Source organism: Paracidovorax avenae ATCC 19860 (assembly GCF_000176855.2).
GTDB classification, from domain to species: Bacteria; Pseudomonadota; Gammaproteobacteria; order Burkholderiales; family Burkholderiaceae_C; genus Paracidovorax; species Paracidovorax avenae.
In genome coordinates this window covers 2968676-2982588 of record NC_015138.1, presented here as the reverse complement: position 1 = coordinate 2982588, position 13913 = coordinate 2968676, and the positions used below count along the sequence as shown (strand labels likewise).

Annotated in this window: 18 protein-coding genes; 9 read left to right on the top strand and 9 right to left on the bottom strand. The window is 67.6% G+C overall.

The window, feature by feature from the left end; genetic code table 11:
* Nucleotides 1-102: 102 nt before the first annotated feature.
* From kdsB to ACAV_RS13075, 5 genes are read right to left on the bottom strand one after another with little or no spacing between them, the layout of a single operon-like run.
* A complete protein-coding gene (gene kdsB / locus ACAV_RS13095) occupies nt 103-894 on the bottom strand; it encodes a 3-deoxy-manno-octulosonate cytidylyltransferase (RefSeq protein WP_013595058.1) in 792 nt (263 codons plus the stop codon).
* Entirely contained in the window at nt 891-1073 is a 183-nt protein-coding gene (locus ACAV_RS13090) for a Trm112 family protein (RefSeq protein WP_013595057.1), read from the bottom strand. The genes kdsB and ACAV_RS13090 overlap by 4 nt, the downstream gene beginning before the upstream one ends.
* 34 nt (nt 1074-1107) lie before the next feature.
* Nucleotides 1108-2148 (bottom strand): tetraacyldisaccharide 4'-kinase, encoded by a 1041-nt coding sequence (gene lpxK / locus ACAV_RS13085; RefSeq protein ID WP_013595056.1) that lies wholly within the window; start codon nt 2146-2148, stop codon nt 1108-1110.
* Between the two features lie 5 nt (nt 2149-2153).
* Nucleotides 2154-2579 (bottom strand): ExbD/TolR family protein, encoded by a 426-nt coding sequence (locus ACAV_RS13080; RefSeq protein ID WP_013595055.1) that lies wholly within the window; start codon nt 2577-2579, stop codon nt 2154-2156.
* An 8-nt stretch (nt 2580-2587) separates the two neighbouring features.
* Nucleotides 2588-3214 (bottom strand): MotA/TolQ/ExbB proton channel family protein, encoded by a 627-nt coding sequence (locus ACAV_RS13075; RefSeq protein WP_013595054.1) that lies wholly within the window; start codon nt 3212-3214, stop codon nt 2588-2590.
* A gap of 362 nt (nt 3215-3576) precedes the next feature.
* Between ACAV_RS13075 and xseA the strand changes: the two genes are divergently transcribed.
* A complete protein-coding gene (gene xseA, locus ACAV_RS13070) occupies nt 3577-4890 on the top strand; it encodes an exodeoxyribonuclease VII large subunit (protein WP_013595053.1) in 1314 nt (437 codons plus the stop codon).
* 130 nt (nt 4891-5020) lie between these two features.
* The gene (locus ACAV_RS13065) at nt 5021-5605 is read left to right on the top strand and encodes a superoxide dismutase (protein WP_013595052.1); all 585 of its coding nucleotides are present in this window, start codon (nt 5021-5023) and stop codon (nt 5603-5605) included.
* Between the two features lie 82 nt (nt 5606-5687).
* Here ACAV_RS13065 and ACAV_RS13060 read toward each other — a convergent pair whose 3' ends face one another.
* Together ACAV_RS13060 and ACAV_RS13055 are read right to left on the bottom strand one after the other, a co-directional pair.
* A complete protein-coding gene (locus ACAV_RS13060; RefSeq protein ID WP_013595051.1) occupies nt 5688-6176 on the bottom strand; it encodes a DUF192 domain-containing protein in 489 nt (162 codons plus the stop codon).
* Between the two features lie 131 nt (nt 6177-6307).
* Complete coding sequence (locus ACAV_RS13055; protein WP_013595050.1) at nt 6308-6517, bottom strand: hypothetical protein; 210 nt, start codon at nt 6515-6517, stop codon at nt 6308-6310.
* A gap of 200 nt (nt 6518-6717) precedes the next feature.
* On the opposite strand from ACAV_RS13055, the gene icd reads away from it, so the two are divergent.
* Nucleotides 6718-7977 (top strand): NADP-dependent isocitrate dehydrogenase, encoded by a 1260-nt coding sequence (icd, locus tag ACAV_RS13050; RefSeq protein WP_013595049.1) that lies wholly within the window; start codon nt 6718-6720, stop codon nt 7975-7977.
* A gap of 158 nt (nt 7978-8135) precedes the next feature.
* Here icd and ACAV_RS13045 read toward each other — a convergent pair whose 3' ends face one another.
* Complete coding sequence (locus ACAV_RS13045) at nt 8136-8720, bottom strand: PaaI family thioesterase (protein ID WP_013595048.1); 585 nt, start codon at nt 8718-8720, stop codon at nt 8136-8138.
* Between the two features lie 94 nt (nt 8721-8814).
* On the opposite strand from ACAV_RS13045, the gene ACAV_RS13040 reads away from it, so the two are divergent.
* The 6 genes from ACAV_RS13040 (at nt 8815) to ACAV_RS13015 (ending at nt 13635) form a co-directional block, all read left to right on the top strand.
* Entirely contained in the window at nt 8815-9288 is a 474-nt protein-coding gene (locus tag ACAV_RS13040) for a MarR family winged helix-turn-helix transcriptional regulator (RefSeq protein WP_013595047.1), read from the top strand.
* A gap of 39 nt (nt 9289-9327) precedes the next feature.
* Nucleotides 9328-10626, top strand: coding sequence for an MFS transporter (locus ACAV_RS13035; protein WP_013595046.1), 1299 nt, complete (start codon nt 9328-9330; stop codon nt 10624-10626).
* Nucleotides 10627-10645: 19 nt separating this feature from the next.
* Nucleotides 10646-11002, top strand: coding sequence for a ribonuclease E inhibitor RraB (locus ACAV_RS13030; RefSeq protein WP_013595045.1), 357 nt, complete (start codon nt 10646-10648; stop codon nt 11000-11002).
* Nucleotides 11003-11124: 122 nt separating this feature from the next.
* Nucleotides 11125-11538 (top strand): VOC family protein, encoded by a 414-nt coding sequence (locus ACAV_RS13025; RefSeq protein ID WP_013595044.1) that lies wholly within the window; start codon nt 11125-11127, stop codon nt 11536-11538.
* A 145-nt stretch (nt 11539-11683) separates the two neighbouring features.
* Entirely contained in the window at nt 11684-12376 is a 693-nt protein-coding gene (locus ACAV_RS13020; protein WP_013595043.1) for a response regulator transcription factor, read from the top strand.
* A gap of 26 nt (nt 12377-12402) precedes the next feature.
* Nucleotides 12403-13635, top strand: coding sequence for a sensor histidine kinase (locus tag ACAV_RS13015; protein WP_013595042.1), 1233 nt, complete (start codon nt 12403-12405; stop codon nt 13633-13635).
* A gap of 35 nt (nt 13636-13670) precedes the next feature.
* Here ACAV_RS13015 and ACAV_RS13010 read toward each other — a convergent pair whose 3' ends face one another.
* Nucleotides 13671-13913 carry a hypothetical protein gene (locus tag ACAV_RS13010; protein ID WP_013595041.1) on the bottom strand — a complete coding sequence of 81 codons (243 nt, stop codon included), beginning with the start codon at nt 13911-13913 and terminating at the stop codon, nt 13671-13673.

The window sequence follows — 13913 nt, the reverse complement described above, 5'->3', positions numbered from 1 at the left end:
TAGGCCCGGGTTGGCGCTTCAATCGCGGGCAAGGATAGCATGCGGGTCCTTCCGTCTGCCTGACAGCCGCGACACCATCGTGACGGCACCGGGCCCGCGCTTTCAGCCCAACAGCGAACGCACCCGTTCGAGGTCTTCCGGCGTGTCCACGCCCGGCCCCGGTGCGGTGTCCGCCACATGCACGGCGATGCGGTGCCCGTGCCACAGTGCACGCAACTGCTCCAGCGCTTCCAGGGCTTCCGTGGGGGCCGGCGCCAGGGCGGAAAACGCCCGCACGAACGCTGCCCGGTAGCTGTAGATGCCGATGTGGCGCAGCGGCGCGCAACCTGCAGGCACGCCTGCGTGCCCGCCTCGCCACCAGGCCGTGTCCGCATGGCCACGCGCGTGCGGAATCGGTGCCCGGCTGAAATAGTGCGCGAGGCCGCGGGCGTCGAGCACCACTTTCACCACGTTGGGGTTGGCGAAGTCCTCCACCGAATGGATGGCATGCGCGGCCGTGCCCATGTCCGCTTCGGGGCGGGCCGGCAGCAGGGCCGCGACCGCATCGATGAGGGCCGGTGCGATCAGCGGCTCGTCCCCCTGCACGTTCACCACCACATCATCGTCGGCCAGCCCGAGCTGCACGCAGGCCTCGGCCAGCCGGTCGCTGCCGCTGGGATGGTCCGCGCGCGTCGCGACGGCCTGCACGCCATGCGCCGCGCAGGCCTCCAGGATGCGGGGATGGTCGGCTGCCACGACCACGCGGGCGGCCGCGCTGCGGGCGGCCTGCCGCGCCACCCGCACGACCATCGGGACGCCGCCGATGTCCGCCAGCGGCTTGTCGGGCAGGCGGGTCGATGCCAGCCGGGCGGGAATCAGGACGGTGAAGCCAGCGGATGCGGCCGGGCCGCTCACGCCTCCAGCTCCGCGTCGGTCAGCGTGCGGGCCTCGGTCTCCAGGAGCACCGGAATGCCGTCGCGCACCGGGTAGGCGAGCCGTGCGCTGCGCGACACCAGTTCGTCGCGCTCGCGGTCGTAGGTCAGCGGACCCTTGGTGACCGGGCAGACCAGCAGTTCGAGCAGTTTGGGATCCATGGCGTAGCGGATAGGTTCGGAAAATGGAGCCCGATCATAGCGAGGGCTGGCGCAGCGCCTGCAGCCGTGCGTGCAGCCGGTCGAAGAAGGCCGGCGCGATGTCCACCACCAGCGGCACCGCCAGCGCCTGCGGGTGCGTGCGCCAGAGCTTCGCCGCGTCTTTCTCGGTGCAGACCAGCGGCACGCCGGGCGGCGTGTCCGGATGCCAACCCGAGAAGTCGGCATGGTCGGGCAGGGCGGTGGCCTCCTGCAGGACCAATCCTTGGGCGCGCAGCATGGCGAAGAAGGCGGCGGGCCGGGCGATCGCCGCCACGGCGTGTACCGGCACGCCGCGCAGGTGCGACAGTGGCGTGGCGCGTCCGGAGGCGTCCACAGCATGGGCGGCAAGCGATCTGTGCAGGGCGAAAACCCCCATGGGCGCGCGCTCGGCGCCCTCGGGCACAGCTCCGGCATGCAGCACGGCATCCACGGGCCGCGGCCAGCGCTCGCGCAGCGGGCCCGCGGGCAGCAGCCAGCCATTGCCGACGCCTTCCTCGCTGAACACGCACAGTTCCACATCCCGCGCCAGCGCCCAGTGCTGCAGGCCGTCGTCGCAGACGAGTACGTCGGTCTCCGGATGCCGTTCCAGCAGGGCGCGGGCTGCCTGTGCACGGCGCGGCGCGACGAACACCGGCACGCCGGTGGAGCGCGCGAGCAGCAGGGGTTCGTCGCCGGACTCGGAGGCGCTGCTGTCCGCCCGCACCTCACGGCAGTCGGAAGTGCTGCGCCCGTAACCACGGGAGACCACGCCCGGATGCCAGCCGCGCTGCCGCAGCGCGTGCACGACAGCCTGGGTCACGGGTGTCTTGCCGGCGCCGCCGGCCACCACGTTGCCCACCACGACCACGGGAACAGGCATGCGCTCTGCCCGCAGGACGCCCCGCTCATACAGCAACCGGCGCATGCCGGCCAGGGCGCCGTAGAGCAGGGAGACGGGCGACAGCAGCCAGGCGACCGCGCCGCGGTGGCGCCAGGCCCGCTGGATCCCCGGCGTCGCGTCCGGCACCGGCAGCCCGCGGCGGCGTGGCTGCGCCATGCGGGTCAGCGGCCCGCGCTGGCGGACGATTGCGTGGCGAAGGTGATCTGCGACAGGCCCACGCGGCGCGCGGCTTCCATCACGGAAATCACGGCCTGATGTGGAGCGTTGGCGTCGGCGCTGATGATCACCACGCTGTCGCGCCCGGCCTGCGCGGCGGCCCCGAGGGCCTGGGCGATCGCTTCCACGCCCTTGCCTTCCACGGCGGCCTTGTTGACGGCGTAGCGCCCGTCGGCGGCCACCGCGACGATCACTTCCTTGGGATGGTCGCGCTGCTGCTCGGCGTCCGCCACCGGGAGCGTGAGCTGCAGTTCGGTGAACTTGCTGTATGTGGTCGAGAGCATCAGGAAGATGAGGATCACGAGCAGCACGTCGATGAAGGGGATCAGGTTGATCTCCGGCGCTTCCTTCGGGCGGGGGCGGAAATTCATCGCGCCGCTCACTTGCGCAGGCGCAGCAGGTGGCGGACGAACTGCTCAGAGGCGAGCTCCAGCGTGAGCAGGTAGGCGTCCACGCGGCTGCGGAAATACCGCCAGAAGATCAGCGTCGGGATGGCGACGATCAGGCCGAAGGCCGTGTTGTAGAGCGCGATGGAGATCCCGTGCGCCAGTTGGGCCGGGTTGCCCTGGCCCGTGGCGGACGACCCCTGCGAGCCGAAGATCTCGATCATGCCGATCACCGTGCCGAGCAGGCCCAGCAGGGGAGCGGCCGAGGCGATGGTGGCGAGGGCGTTGAGGTATTTCTCGAGCCGCTGGGCGATGGCACGGCCCGTGCCTTCCATGGCGGCCCGGACGTCCGCCTCGCTGCTCTGGGGATGGCTGTTGAGCGTGCGCAGCCCGCTGGCCAGCACTTCGCCCAGGGCGGAGTTCTGCGACAGCTGGTTCACCACGTCGGGCGTGGGCAGCCCGCGGGAGGAAACGGAGATGGCCTCGTCCAGCAGCTTCGGGGGGGCGACCTTGGCGGTTTTCAGGGCGACGAAGCGCTCCACCACCAGTGCCAGCGCCAGGATGGAGCAGGCTATGAGGGGCCAGATCGGCCAGCCTGCGGCTTGTATGATCGACAGCAATTCTCTCTCCGCGCAGATGGAAGCAGTCCGCGATTATGGCCCAGTGCCATGGCGGTCCGGCGGCGGCGCAGGCACCGGCCGGGCTCACCGGCCGCATCGGCGCCGTTTTTCACAGCCACCCACATTTTCTGTGGATAACTTTGTGGGCAACCGGGTGTGTAACACCTGCTACATGGCGCCAAATCGACACTTTGACAGATTGATGAAAAATTGCGCAGCAAAAAAACGTTGTAAATCAACAGGTTGCACGGCATCTCGTGGCTTGCGCGCGCATCCGGGCCACCCGCCCAGCCCATCCGCTGCTCCGTGCGGCTTGTGGACTATTGGGAGTGCCCTGTTCCCCGCAAACCCTGGCGGCGCCGATGTTTGAACGTCCGGACCCAGCATCGGCGCCGCGAATCTGGGACGTCGGGGCGCTGTGCCGCGCCGTTGCTGATGCTCTGGAGGCGCGGTTCAACCCTGTCGCGGTGCGCGGGGAGATCACGGGCTTCTCGCGCGCGTCCAGCGGGCATTGCTACTTCTCCATAAAGGACGGCCAGGGGCAGATCCGCTGCGCCATGTTCCGACGGGCAGCCATGCTGCTCGACGGCACCCCGCGGGACGGGGAAATGGTCGAGCTGCGGGGGCGGCTGGCGGTCTATGAAGCCCGCGGCGACCTGCAGCTCATCGTCGAGAGCCTGCAGCGCGCAGGGCAGGGGGCGCTGTTCGAGCAGTTCCTGCGGCTCAAGGCCCGGCTGGAATCCGAAGGCCTGTTCGATTCCGCCCGCAAGCGTGGCCTCCCGGTCATGCCCCGCTCGATCGGCCTGGTCACCTCGCCGGGCGCCGCGGCACTGCACGACGTGGTGACCGCCCTGCGGCGGCGTGTTCCGCACCTGCCCGTGGTACTGGCCCCGGCCCTGGTGCAGGGGGCGGCCGCGCCGGCCTCGATCTGCGCCGCCCTGCACGCGCTCTACCGCATGGCCGAACCCTCCGGCGATGGTGCAGGGCATCCGCCGGTGGAGGTGATCCTGCTGGTGCGCGGGGGCGGCTCCATCGAGGACCTGTGGGCCTTCAATGACGAGCAGGTCGCCCGCACGCTGGCGAAGAGCCCGGTGCCGGTGGTCTCAGGCGTGGGCCACGAGACCGACTTCACCATCGCCGATTTCTGCGCGGACCTGCGGGCACCGACCCCCACGGCCGCGGCGGAACTGGTCGCGCAGCCCCAGGCCACCTGGCTCGCGGGCATGGACGCGCTGGCCGGCCGCCTGTCGGACAGCCTGCAGCGCCAGATCGACGGGCGCCACCAGCGGCTGGACATGGCGGCGCAGCGGCTGGGGCGGCCTTCCGGGCTGGTGGCGCGCCAGGAACTGCGCCTCGCGCGCCTCGCGCAGCAACTGCGCCATGGCGCGGCCTGGACGGCCCGGCGGTGCGCCCAGCGGCAGGATGGCCTGGCGGATCGCCTCCCCAAGGCCGTGGCGCAGGGCGTGGCCCGGCAGGCGCAGCGGCTGGACCATGCGGCATTGCGGCTGGAGCTGCTCGATCCGCGCCTGGTGCTCCAGCGCGGCTACGCGCTGCTCACCGACAGCGAAGGCCTGCCCGTGACCCGCACCGCCCAGGTACGTACCGGGGACGCCGTGCGCGCCGCCGTATCGGATGGCGAGATCGATCTGACGGTGTCCGCTCCGCGCCTGCTGTGAGCCCGGCATTCTGGGCCGTCGCCTACACCGCGGGGCGCGATTAACTTCCTACAATGCCCGCCTGTTGCGCTGCATGTCACATTGCGGCGCTGCACACGCAAGAATCACCAACCACCCACGAGGACCGCACATGGAACATACCCTGCCACCGCTGCCTTACGCCATCGACGCCCTGGCTCCGCACTACAGCCAGGAAACCCTGGAGTACCACCATGGCAAGCACCACAACGCCTACGTGGTGAACCTCAACAACCTCCAGAAGGGCACCGAATTCGAGAACATGCCCCTCGAGGAGATCATCAAGAAGTCCAGCGGCGGCATCTACAACAACGCAGCCCAGATCTGGAACCACACCTTCTTCTGGAACTGCATGGCCCCCAACGGCGGCGGCGAGCCTTCCGGCGCGCTGGCCGATGCCATCAAGGCGAAGTGGGGCAGCTATGCCGCGTTCAAGGAAGCCTTCGTGAAGAGCGCCGTGGGCAACTTCGGCTCCGGCTGGACCTGGCTGGTAAAGAAGGCCGACGGCAGCGTGGACATCGTGAACACGGGCGCCGCCGGCACGCCCCTGACCACCGCCGACAAGGCGCTGCTGACCGTGGACGTCTGGGAACACGCCTACTACATCGACTACCGCAACCTGCGCCCGAAGTTCGTCGAGACCTTCCTCGACAAGCTGGTGAACTGGAAGTTCGCGGAAAGCAACTTCGCGGGCTGATGCCGCGGCCCGGCCTGCCGGGTTCCATGAAAAAACGGCCCTTGATGGGCCGTTTTTTTGTCCGTTTTCAGGGGCCGGGGCGTCAGCGCCTGGCGAACGGAGCGCCGGCCAGCTTCGAGCCCGGCTTGATGCCGCGCTTGGCGAACCATCCCTGGTTCATCTCGAGCACGAAGCGCACGGGCTTGTCGGAGCAGTGGGAGTCCAGCGTCTGCGGCTTCATGTCGGCCAGGTTGACGATGGTGCCGTCGTCAGCGACGAAGGCGGCGGTGAGTGGCAGCAGGGTGTTCTTCATCCAGAAGCACTGCACGGCCGGTACCGAGAACACGAACAGCATGCCTTCGTTGGAGGGCATGTCCTTGCGGTGCATGAGTCCGGTTTCGCGCTCCTGAGGCGTCACCGCCAGTTGCGCGTCGATACGGTGCATGCCGGCGGCCAGGTCCACCCGCTGCAGGTCGAGTTGCGGCCCTTCCTGGGCCTGTGCCGTGCCGAGGCAGGCAGCGGCGAGGGCCAGCGAAGCCGCCAAGCGGCGAAGGGGGCGGGGCGTCGGGCCGGACAAAAGAGCGTGGTTCATGGCGGGTGGGGCATCCATCGGGAAAGGGCTGTTCCAAAGCCTATCAGCCAAAAGCAAAGCCCGCGTAAAGCGGGCTTCGGAGCGGGGACGGCGCCAGGGCGGTCATCCCGTTGCACGGGAGGCGGCAAACCTCAGGCGGCAGCCTTGTGCTTCTTGCTCTTCTTGTGGGCGGTCTTGTGCTTGGCACCCTTGCCGGCCTTCTTGGCCTGGGCCGTGGGAGCGGGCGCAGCGGTGTCGGCGGCCATGGGAGCGGACGTCGTGGCGGGGGCCTGGGCCGGAGCTTGGGCGAAAGCGCCGGCGGTGAACAGACCGGCGATCAGGACAGCGAGGAGTTTTTTCATTTGGCCGTTTCCTTGAGAGTTTCGGAAGGTTTGCGAGCCCCGCGTAGGCCCGCGAAGCCCTGACACAACGATACCGCAGCCCGGGGCGTTGACAGACAAGACCTACAAATTTTTATCGCTAAAATCATTGCGTTTTGTGCCTGTCGCACAGGCCGGCCGGGCGCCGCCCCGGACGCCATTCCACCGGAGATAACCGTTCCATGACCAGCTACCAGCACATCAAGGTCCCTGCCGAAGGCCAGAAGATCACCGTCAATGCCGACATGTCCCTGAACGTGCCGGACCAGCCCATCATTCCCTACATCGAGGGTGACGGTACCGGCTTCGACATCACCCCCGTGATGCTGAAAGTGGTGGACGCTGCCGTGGCCAAGGCCTACGGCGGCAAGCGCAAGATCCACTGGATGGAAGTCTTCGCCGGCGAGAAGTCCACGAAGGTGTACGGCCCCGACGTCTGGCTGCCGGAAGAAACCCTGCACGCCGTGCGCGACTACGTCGTGTCCATCAAGGGCCCGCTGACGACGCCCGTGGGCGGCGGCATCCGCTCGCTGAACGTGGCGCTGCGCCAGGAGCTCGACCTCTACGTCTGCCTGCGCCCCATCCAGTACTTCAAGGGCGTTCCCTCGCCCGTGAAGGAACCCGAGAAGACCAACATGGTGATCTTCCGCGAGAACTCGGAAGACATCTATGCCGGCATCGAGTTCGAAGCCGAGTCCGACAAGGCAAAGAAGCTCATCAAGATCCTGCAGGAAGAGTTCGGCGTCAAGAAGATCCGCTTCCCCGAGACCTCCGGCATCGGCGTGAAGCCCGTGTCCAAGGAAGGCACGCAGCGCCTGGTGCGCAAGGCCATCCAGTACGCCATCGACAACGACAAGCCCAGCGTGACCATCGTCCACAAGGGCAACATCATGAAGTTCACGGAAGGCGGCTTCCGTGACTGGGCCTACGACCTGGCTGCCAAGGAATTCGGCGCCGAACTCATCGACGGCGGCCCGTGGATGAAGTTCAAGAACCCGCGCACCGGCAAGGAAATCACGGTCAAGGACAGCATCGCCGACGCGTTCCTGCAGCAGATCCTGCTGCGCCCCGCCGAGTACAGCGTGATCGCCACGCTGAACCTGAACGGCGACTACGTCTCCGACGCGCTGGCAGCCCAGGTGGGCGGCATCGGCATCGCCCCCGGTGCCAACCTGTCCGACTCCGTCGCCATGTTCGAAGCCACGCACGGCACGGCGCCGAAGTACGCCGGCAAGGACTACGTGAACCCCGGTTCCGAAATCCTTTCCGCCGAAATGATGCTGCGCCACATGGGCTGGACCGAAGCGGCCGACATCATCATCAGCTCGATGGAAAAGTCCATCCTGAGCAAGAAGGTGACGTACGACTTCGCCCGCCTGATGGAAGGCGCGACGCAGGTGAGCTGCTCGGGCTTCGGCCAGGTGATGATCGACAACATGTAAGGTTGTCCCGCGGCGGCGTTGCCTGACGCCTCGCAAGCCCTCGATCTTCTTTGGAGGTCGGGGGCTTTTTCGTTTGTGTGCCGGCACCGGCATGCGTTCCTGGGCGATGCGGCCTGGCACTCGACATCAGGCGACCAGCCGTCGGGCTGGGCCTGCCTTCAGCGTGACGCCGGCATGTCGAACACCAGGCACGTGGTGGTGGCATGGGCGTAGAGCGTGCCGTCCGCGCCCACCAGGCGCGCCTCGGCCGTGGCCAGCTGGCGGCCGCAATGCAATACACGGCCTTCGGCGCGCACCCGCGGAACGCGCGGCGTGAGGCCCTTGACCAGGTTGATGCTCAGTTCGGCCGTGGTGTAGCTGCGGCCCGGCGGCATGCGGGTATGGACTGCGCAGCCCAGCGCTGAATCCAGCAGCGTGGCGAACCAGCCGCCATGCACGCCGTTCATGGGATTCAGGTGCGCCGTGCCGGGCCGGCCCTGGAATACGGCGCTGCCGTCGCCCACGGAAATCAGCAGGAAGTCCAGCGTCTGCGCGATGGGCGGGTAGGGGACTTCGCCGCGCAGCATGGCCTGCATCAGTTCCAGTCCGTTGCGGCCTGCCGCCTGTTCCGGCCGTATCACGCCAGGACCGGGGCCGGCATCAAGGCGGGCCTGGACGGCCCGTTCCTCGTCCAGCCAGGCTTGCAGGGCGGGCGATGGCGTGGCCTCCGGAAGTTGGAAATGGGTGTGGGTATGGGTGTCCATGGCGTCGCTCGCTCTCTTCCTTGCGTTGATGCCTCCGGATGCGAGGCATAAAATTATTGTATCTACAATATTTGTATATGCAATAATAAAGTCCATGCCGAGCAACTGCAACCGTTCCACCGTGCCATCGGGCTGCACCAACAACCGTGTGCGCCAGCTCATGCGCAGCGTGGGCCTGATCTATGACGCCCATCTCCATGCCGCCGACATGCGCATCACCCAATACACGCTGCTGAGCCACGTGCTTGCCGCCAGCCCCGTGCGGCCGGTGGATCTCGCGCGGCTCATGCGCATGGATGCATCGACGCTGACGCGCAACCTCAAGCCGCTGATGGGCGCAGGATGGGTGCGCATGGGCCAGGGGGATGACCAGCGCAGCCGCCTGGTTCACATCACCGAAGCGGGCCGCGCCAAGCGCGACGAAGCCAAGCGAAGCTGGAAGGCCGCGCAAAGCGAACTGAATGCCCGGTTGGGCCCCGAGCGTGTGGCGGCCCTGCACGTTCTGATCGATGAGTGCCTGTCCCTGCTCGATGGCGGAGATGACGGCACGACCGGCCTGTCTGGCTAGACCTGCCCCACAGGCATTCCTCTCGAGAAAGGAACTGGCATGTTCTCCATCCCCACGGCGCGCTGGCTGCAGCGGCGCGGCATCCACTACGGCTGGCTGGTCGCGGCCATCACTTTCCTGACCATGCTGACCATGTCGGCTGCCCTGGGCCTGCCGGGCGCCATGCTGCAGCCGCTATCGCGCGAGTTCGGCTGGAGCACCGAGCAGATATCGGGCAGCCTGGCTCTGCGCTTTGCGCTGTTCGGCCTGCTGGGCCCGTTTGCTGCGGTATTCATGGAGCGATTCGGCCTGCGTGCCGTCATGGTGACGGGGTTACTGCTGGTCGGCGCTGCCATGGCCCTGGTCACGCAGGCCACGCAGCTGTGGCAGCTGTTCATGCTCTGGAGCCTGCTGCTGGGCATCGGTACGGGTCTGACGGCCCTGGTGCTGGGCGCCGTGGTCGCCAATCGCTGGTTCGTGGCGCGCAAGGGGCTGGTCGTCGGCGTGCTCACGGCCAGCGCGGCCACGGGCCAGCTGGCCTTCCTGCCGATGGCGGCCTGGATGATCGAGCACTGGGGCTGGCGCTCGGCCACGATCCCCGTGTGTGCAGGCAGCGCGCTGGTCGCGCTCCTGGTCGTTGCCTTGGTGCGCGACCGGCCCTCCGATCTCGGCCTGGCGCCTTATGGCGGCGAGCCCACGTCCATACCCGCAGGAGCGGCCCCGCATTCGGCCATGACGCTGGCCACGCCGTTCAGGGTGCTGGCCGAAGCCGCGGGCCACCGGACGTTCTGGCTGCTGGCGGGCACCTTCTTCATCTGCGGCCTGTCCACCAATGGCCTGGTGCAGACGCATTTCATCTCGCTGTGCGGCGACCGCGGCATGTCGGCCGTGCCGGCAGCCTCGGTGCTGGCCATGATGGGGGCCTTCGACTTCGTGGGCACGGTGCTCTCGGGCTGGCTGTCGGACCGCTATGACAACCGCAAGCTGCTGTTCTGGTACTACGGGCTGCGCGGGCTGTCGCTGTTCTGGCTGCCGCATTCGGAGTTCACCTTCTACGGCCTGGGCCTGTTCGCCATGTTCTATGGCCTGGACTGGATCGCCACCGTGCCGCCGACGGTCAAGCTCACGGCGCAGCACTTCGGTCCCGAGAAAGTGGGCCTGGTCTTCGGATGGATTTTCGCCGCCCATCAACTGGGCGCCGCCACGGCCGCATGGGGGGCGGGCCTGACCCGCACGCTGCTGCTGACCTATACGCCCGCGCTGTATGGCGCGGGGGCGGCCTGCCTGGCGGCGGCCGTGATGGCGATGGTGATCGGGCGGACGCGTGCGATGGCCCAAACAGGGCGGCAAGGCGCCTAGTCCCGGGTGGAGGCCTCCCATGCCCACACCTCCCGAACTCCTGGCTTCCCTGGAAGGAAGCGATGATCCAGACGCTCTGGTGCTGCTCCAGATGGCTCATGTCGGCGCGGATTTGCGCCAGCCGCACTCGCCGGAGTTCGCGTTCGAGGCCGATGACGAAGCGTCGGCGCTGGCGTTGGCCCATGAACTGGCGGCGCTCGATTACTCGGTGCAATTGCATGCACCCGACGCGGAAAATCCTGGCTACCAGGTCATTGCCCAAAAACACATGCTGCTCGAGCTGAGCGCTTTGAACATTCTTTCGCAGGAATTCGAAGCGCTGGCAGAACGGCATGCGGCGGTCTATGACGGGTGGGGTGCGGAGATCGTCGAGTGAGAGGCGATCGGTCCGTCGCCTGACGCGCTTGCCGGGTCACGCTGGCGGGTATTGCTTGAAATGCTGTATTTAAATACAGTATTCGGGTGCGACGTTGCACACCAACACTTGAGGAGCCCCACATGCTTGACCACATGACCTTCCGCGTGACCGATATCGCCCGCACCAAGGCGTTCTACAGCGCCGCCCTGGAGCCCCTGGGCTACAGCGTGTGTTTCGAAGGGCAGTACGGCGCGAACATGCTGGGGTTCGCCTATCCCGATGCGTCCGAGCCCGATGGCAAGAAGGCGGACGTGTGGTTCATCGACGGGCCCTCGCCGCATGGCGGGCCCGCGGCCACGGCCGGTTGCCACCTCGCCTGGAGGGCCGGCAGCCGCGCGCAGGTGGATGCCTTCCACAAGGCGGCGATCGCAGCGGGCGGCAAGGACAACGGGGCTCCAGGACTGCGGCCCGACTACCACGCCCACTACTATGGAGCCTTCGTGATCGACCCGGAGGGCAACAACATCGAGGCGGTCTGCCATCTGCCGGAATAGCGTGTTCGTTGCGGGCCCCGTTGGGTGGGCCTGGGTCTTTTCGCACGGGCGGGATTTCGCACGCGATGGTGCGGAGATGGATCGGCCACTGACCGGTGCGTGCCGCTGCCAACGGTGACCGCCCTGGCTAAGATGCCGACCACCTATGACACGCCTGCTCATCATCGAAGACAACCCCGAGCTGGTGGCCAACCTGTACGGTTTCTTCGAGCCGCTGGGCTATGTTCTGGACGATGCACGCGATGGCGCCACCGGCTTGCGCATGGCCACGCAGCACGATTACGACGCCATCCTGCTGGACCTGATGCTGCCGCGGCTCGATGGCATGGCGCTGTGCCGCAAGCTCCGCGAGGAATACCAGAACCCCGTGCCGGTGCTGATGCTGACCGCGCGCGATCCGGTGGACGACCGCGTGCAGGGCCTGGCGGCGGGGGCGGACGATTACCTGGTCAAGCCGTTTTCGCTCAGGGAACTGGACGCCCGCATCCAGGCGCTGGTGCGCCGCGCCCAGGGCCGGCAGGTGCAGGGCATGCTGGCCTGGGAAGACCTGCAGGTGGACACACGGACGCCGCGTGCGTGGCGGCAAGGCCGGACCATCCACCTGACGCCCACCACCCACCAATTGATGATGTGCCTGGTGCGTGCCGCGCCTGTGGTGGTCCGCAGGCAGGAGATGGAATACCTGCTCTGGGGGGAGGAGCCGCCCGAGGGCGGGGCCTTGCGCACGCACATCCATGACCTGCGCCAGCAGGTTGACAAAAACTTCACGCACGCGCTCATAGAAACGGTGCACGGCATCGGCTGGCGCCTCAAGGGGCGCCTGGAGGCCGCGCCATAGCGACATGCCCGGAGCGGAGTGATTTCATGCGACCCACCTTCCACCAGATGACGCTCAGGACACGCATCACGGTGTCGTTCGTGCTGCTGATGGCGGCCGTCATGGCCTTCGTGGTGCTGGCGGAGCAGGTGGACTACGACGAGTTGCGGGCCTACGGCGTTTCTGAAAGCCTGCACCGCGAGGCGCGGCGGCTGGAACCGGACATCGCCCGGGGCATCGTCCCCATCATGCCCGAGGGCAGCGCACTCCACGACACGCGCACGGTGCCCGATGCCCTGCGCGATTACGCCCCGGGCTACCACGGCGCGGACGAACCGGGCGGCCGTCACCTGCTGGTGTTCGAGTTCGGCGGCCAGCGCTATTACCTGCTCCGGGACCGGGCGCACTACCTCTACCTGGAGCGCATGATCGACGGCTTCGCACCGTTGGTCATCCTGCTGTGCATGCTGGGTGCGTTCTGGATGGGGCGATGGACGTCAGAGCGGGTCACTGCTCCCATCAAGCGCCTGGCCGAAGCCGTGCAGCGCAAGCAGCAGCCCTTTCCCTTCCAGGACGCGCCCAACGAGATCGGCGTGCTGGCGCGGGCCTTCGCCCGGCACAGCGACGAGGCGGAGCAGTTCCTGCAGCGCGAGCGGTGCTTCGCGGGCGATGCCAGCCACGAGCTGCGCACGCCCCTGGCGATCATCGCCGGCGCCGCGGAAACCATCGCGCACCAGTTGCCTGCCGGCAGCCACCTGGCATCCAGTGCCGAGCGCATCGTGCGCACCACGGAGGAAATGCAGCACCAGCTGGCCTGCCTGCTGCTGCTCTCGCGTGATCCTCAGGGCCTGGCCCGGACCGACGTGCCCCTGCGCCCCCTGATCGAGGAGTGCATGGCGCGCTGCGCCCCCTGGCTGTCGAAAAAGCCCGTGGCCCTGGTACTGGACGCGCCGGTGGACATCCATGCGCACACCCATGCCGGACTGGCGCGCAGCGTGGTCTGGAACCTGCTGCGCAATGCCTGCCAATACACCGATGAAGGCGAGGTGCGCATCGCCCTGCATGGCAGTACGCTGGTTGTTTCGGACACGGGGCCCGGTTTGCCGCCCAGCATCGACCCGCGGCATTTCCAGCGTTTTCTGCCCAGTGCCCGCCAGAGCGGCGAAGGGCTCGGCCTGTCCATCGTGCAGCGCATCGTGGAGCACCTGGGCTGGCACATGGAGGTCGCAAGCTCGGACAGGGGCTGCCGCTTCACGCTGGACATGCGCGGCCCGGCCTGAAGTCCCTGCCGGGCCAGGAGGTCGTCCGGGGATTTTCAGGAGACGAGCAGACGCACCTTTTTCTGCACGCCATGTTCGGTGACATCCATCGACGAGGCATAGGGCGAGCCCGATTTCCAGGCCTGCAGAATGGCATGGACATCCATGCCGCGATCTTTCGGGTGGGTGAGCGCGGATGCTGGAAGCACCCAGGCGGCCACGCGGACGAGCAGGCCGGGCACCTCGAAGCTCCGTTCGAGCGTGCCGGCGACATATTTTTCCACGGTGATCCTTGGCAT

Bases quoted from the DNA above. Each gene is read 5' to 3' on its own strand.
- ACAV_RS13090 (WP_013595057.1), bottom strand. From the start codon at position 1,073: ATGGATCCCAAACTGCTCGAACTGCTGGTCTGCCCGGTCACCAAGGGT.
- lpxK (WP_013595056.1), bottom strand. From the start codon at position 2,148: ATGGCGCAGCCACGCCGCCGCGGGCTGCCGGTGCCGGACGCGACGCCG.
- ACAV_RS13080 (WP_013595055.1), bottom strand. From the start codon at position 2,579: ATGAATTTCCGCCCCCGCCCGAAGGAAGCGCCGGAGATCAACCTGATC.
- xseA (WP_013595053.1), top strand. From the start codon at position 3,577: ATGTTTGAACGTCCGGACCCAGCATCGGCGCCGCGAATCTGGGACGTC.
- ACAV_RS13065 (WP_013595052.1), top strand. From the start codon at position 5,021: ATGGAACATACCCTGCCACCGCTGCCTTACGCCATCGACGCCCTGGCT.
- ACAV_RS13060 (WP_013595051.1), bottom strand. From the start codon at position 6,176: ATGAACCACGCTCTTTTGTCCGGCCCGACGCCCCGCCCCCTTCGCCGC.
- ACAV_RS13055 (WP_013595050.1), bottom strand. From the start codon at position 6,517: ATGAAAAAACTCCTCGCTGTCCTGATCGCCGGTCTGTTCACCGCCGGC.
- icd (WP_013595049.1), top strand. From the start codon at position 6,718: ATGACCAGCTACCAGCACATCAAGGTCCCTGCCGAAGGCCAGAAGATC.
- ACAV_RS13045 (WP_013595048.1), bottom strand. From the start codon at position 8,720: ATGGACACCCATACCCACACCCATTTCCAACTTCCGGAGGCCACGCCA.
- ACAV_RS13040 (WP_013595047.1), top strand. From the start codon at position 8,815: ATGCCGAGCAACTGCAACCGTTCCACCGTGCCATCGGGCTGCACCAAC.
- ACAV_RS13035 (WP_013595046.1), top strand. From the start codon at position 9,328: ATGTTCTCCATCCCCACGGCGCGCTGGCTGCAGCGGCGCGGCATCCAC.
- ACAV_RS13030 (WP_013595045.1), top strand. From the start codon at position 10,646: ATGCCCACACCTCCCGAACTCCTGGCTTCCCTGGAAGGAAGCGATGAT.
- ACAV_RS13025 (WP_013595044.1), top strand. From the start codon at position 11,125: ATGCTTGACCACATGACCTTCCGCGTGACCGATATCGCCCGCACCAAG.
- ACAV_RS13020 (WP_013595043.1), top strand. From the start codon at position 11,684: ATGACACGCCTGCTCATCATCGAAGACAACCCCGAGCTGGTGGCCAAC.
- ACAV_RS13015 (WP_013595042.1), top strand. From the start codon at position 12,403: ATGCGACCCACCTTCCACCAGATGACGCTCAGGACACGCATCACGGTG.
- ACAV_RS13010 (WP_013595041.1), bottom strand. From the start codon at position 13,913: ATGCCAAGGATCACCGTGGAAAAATATGTCGCCGGCACGCTCGAACGG.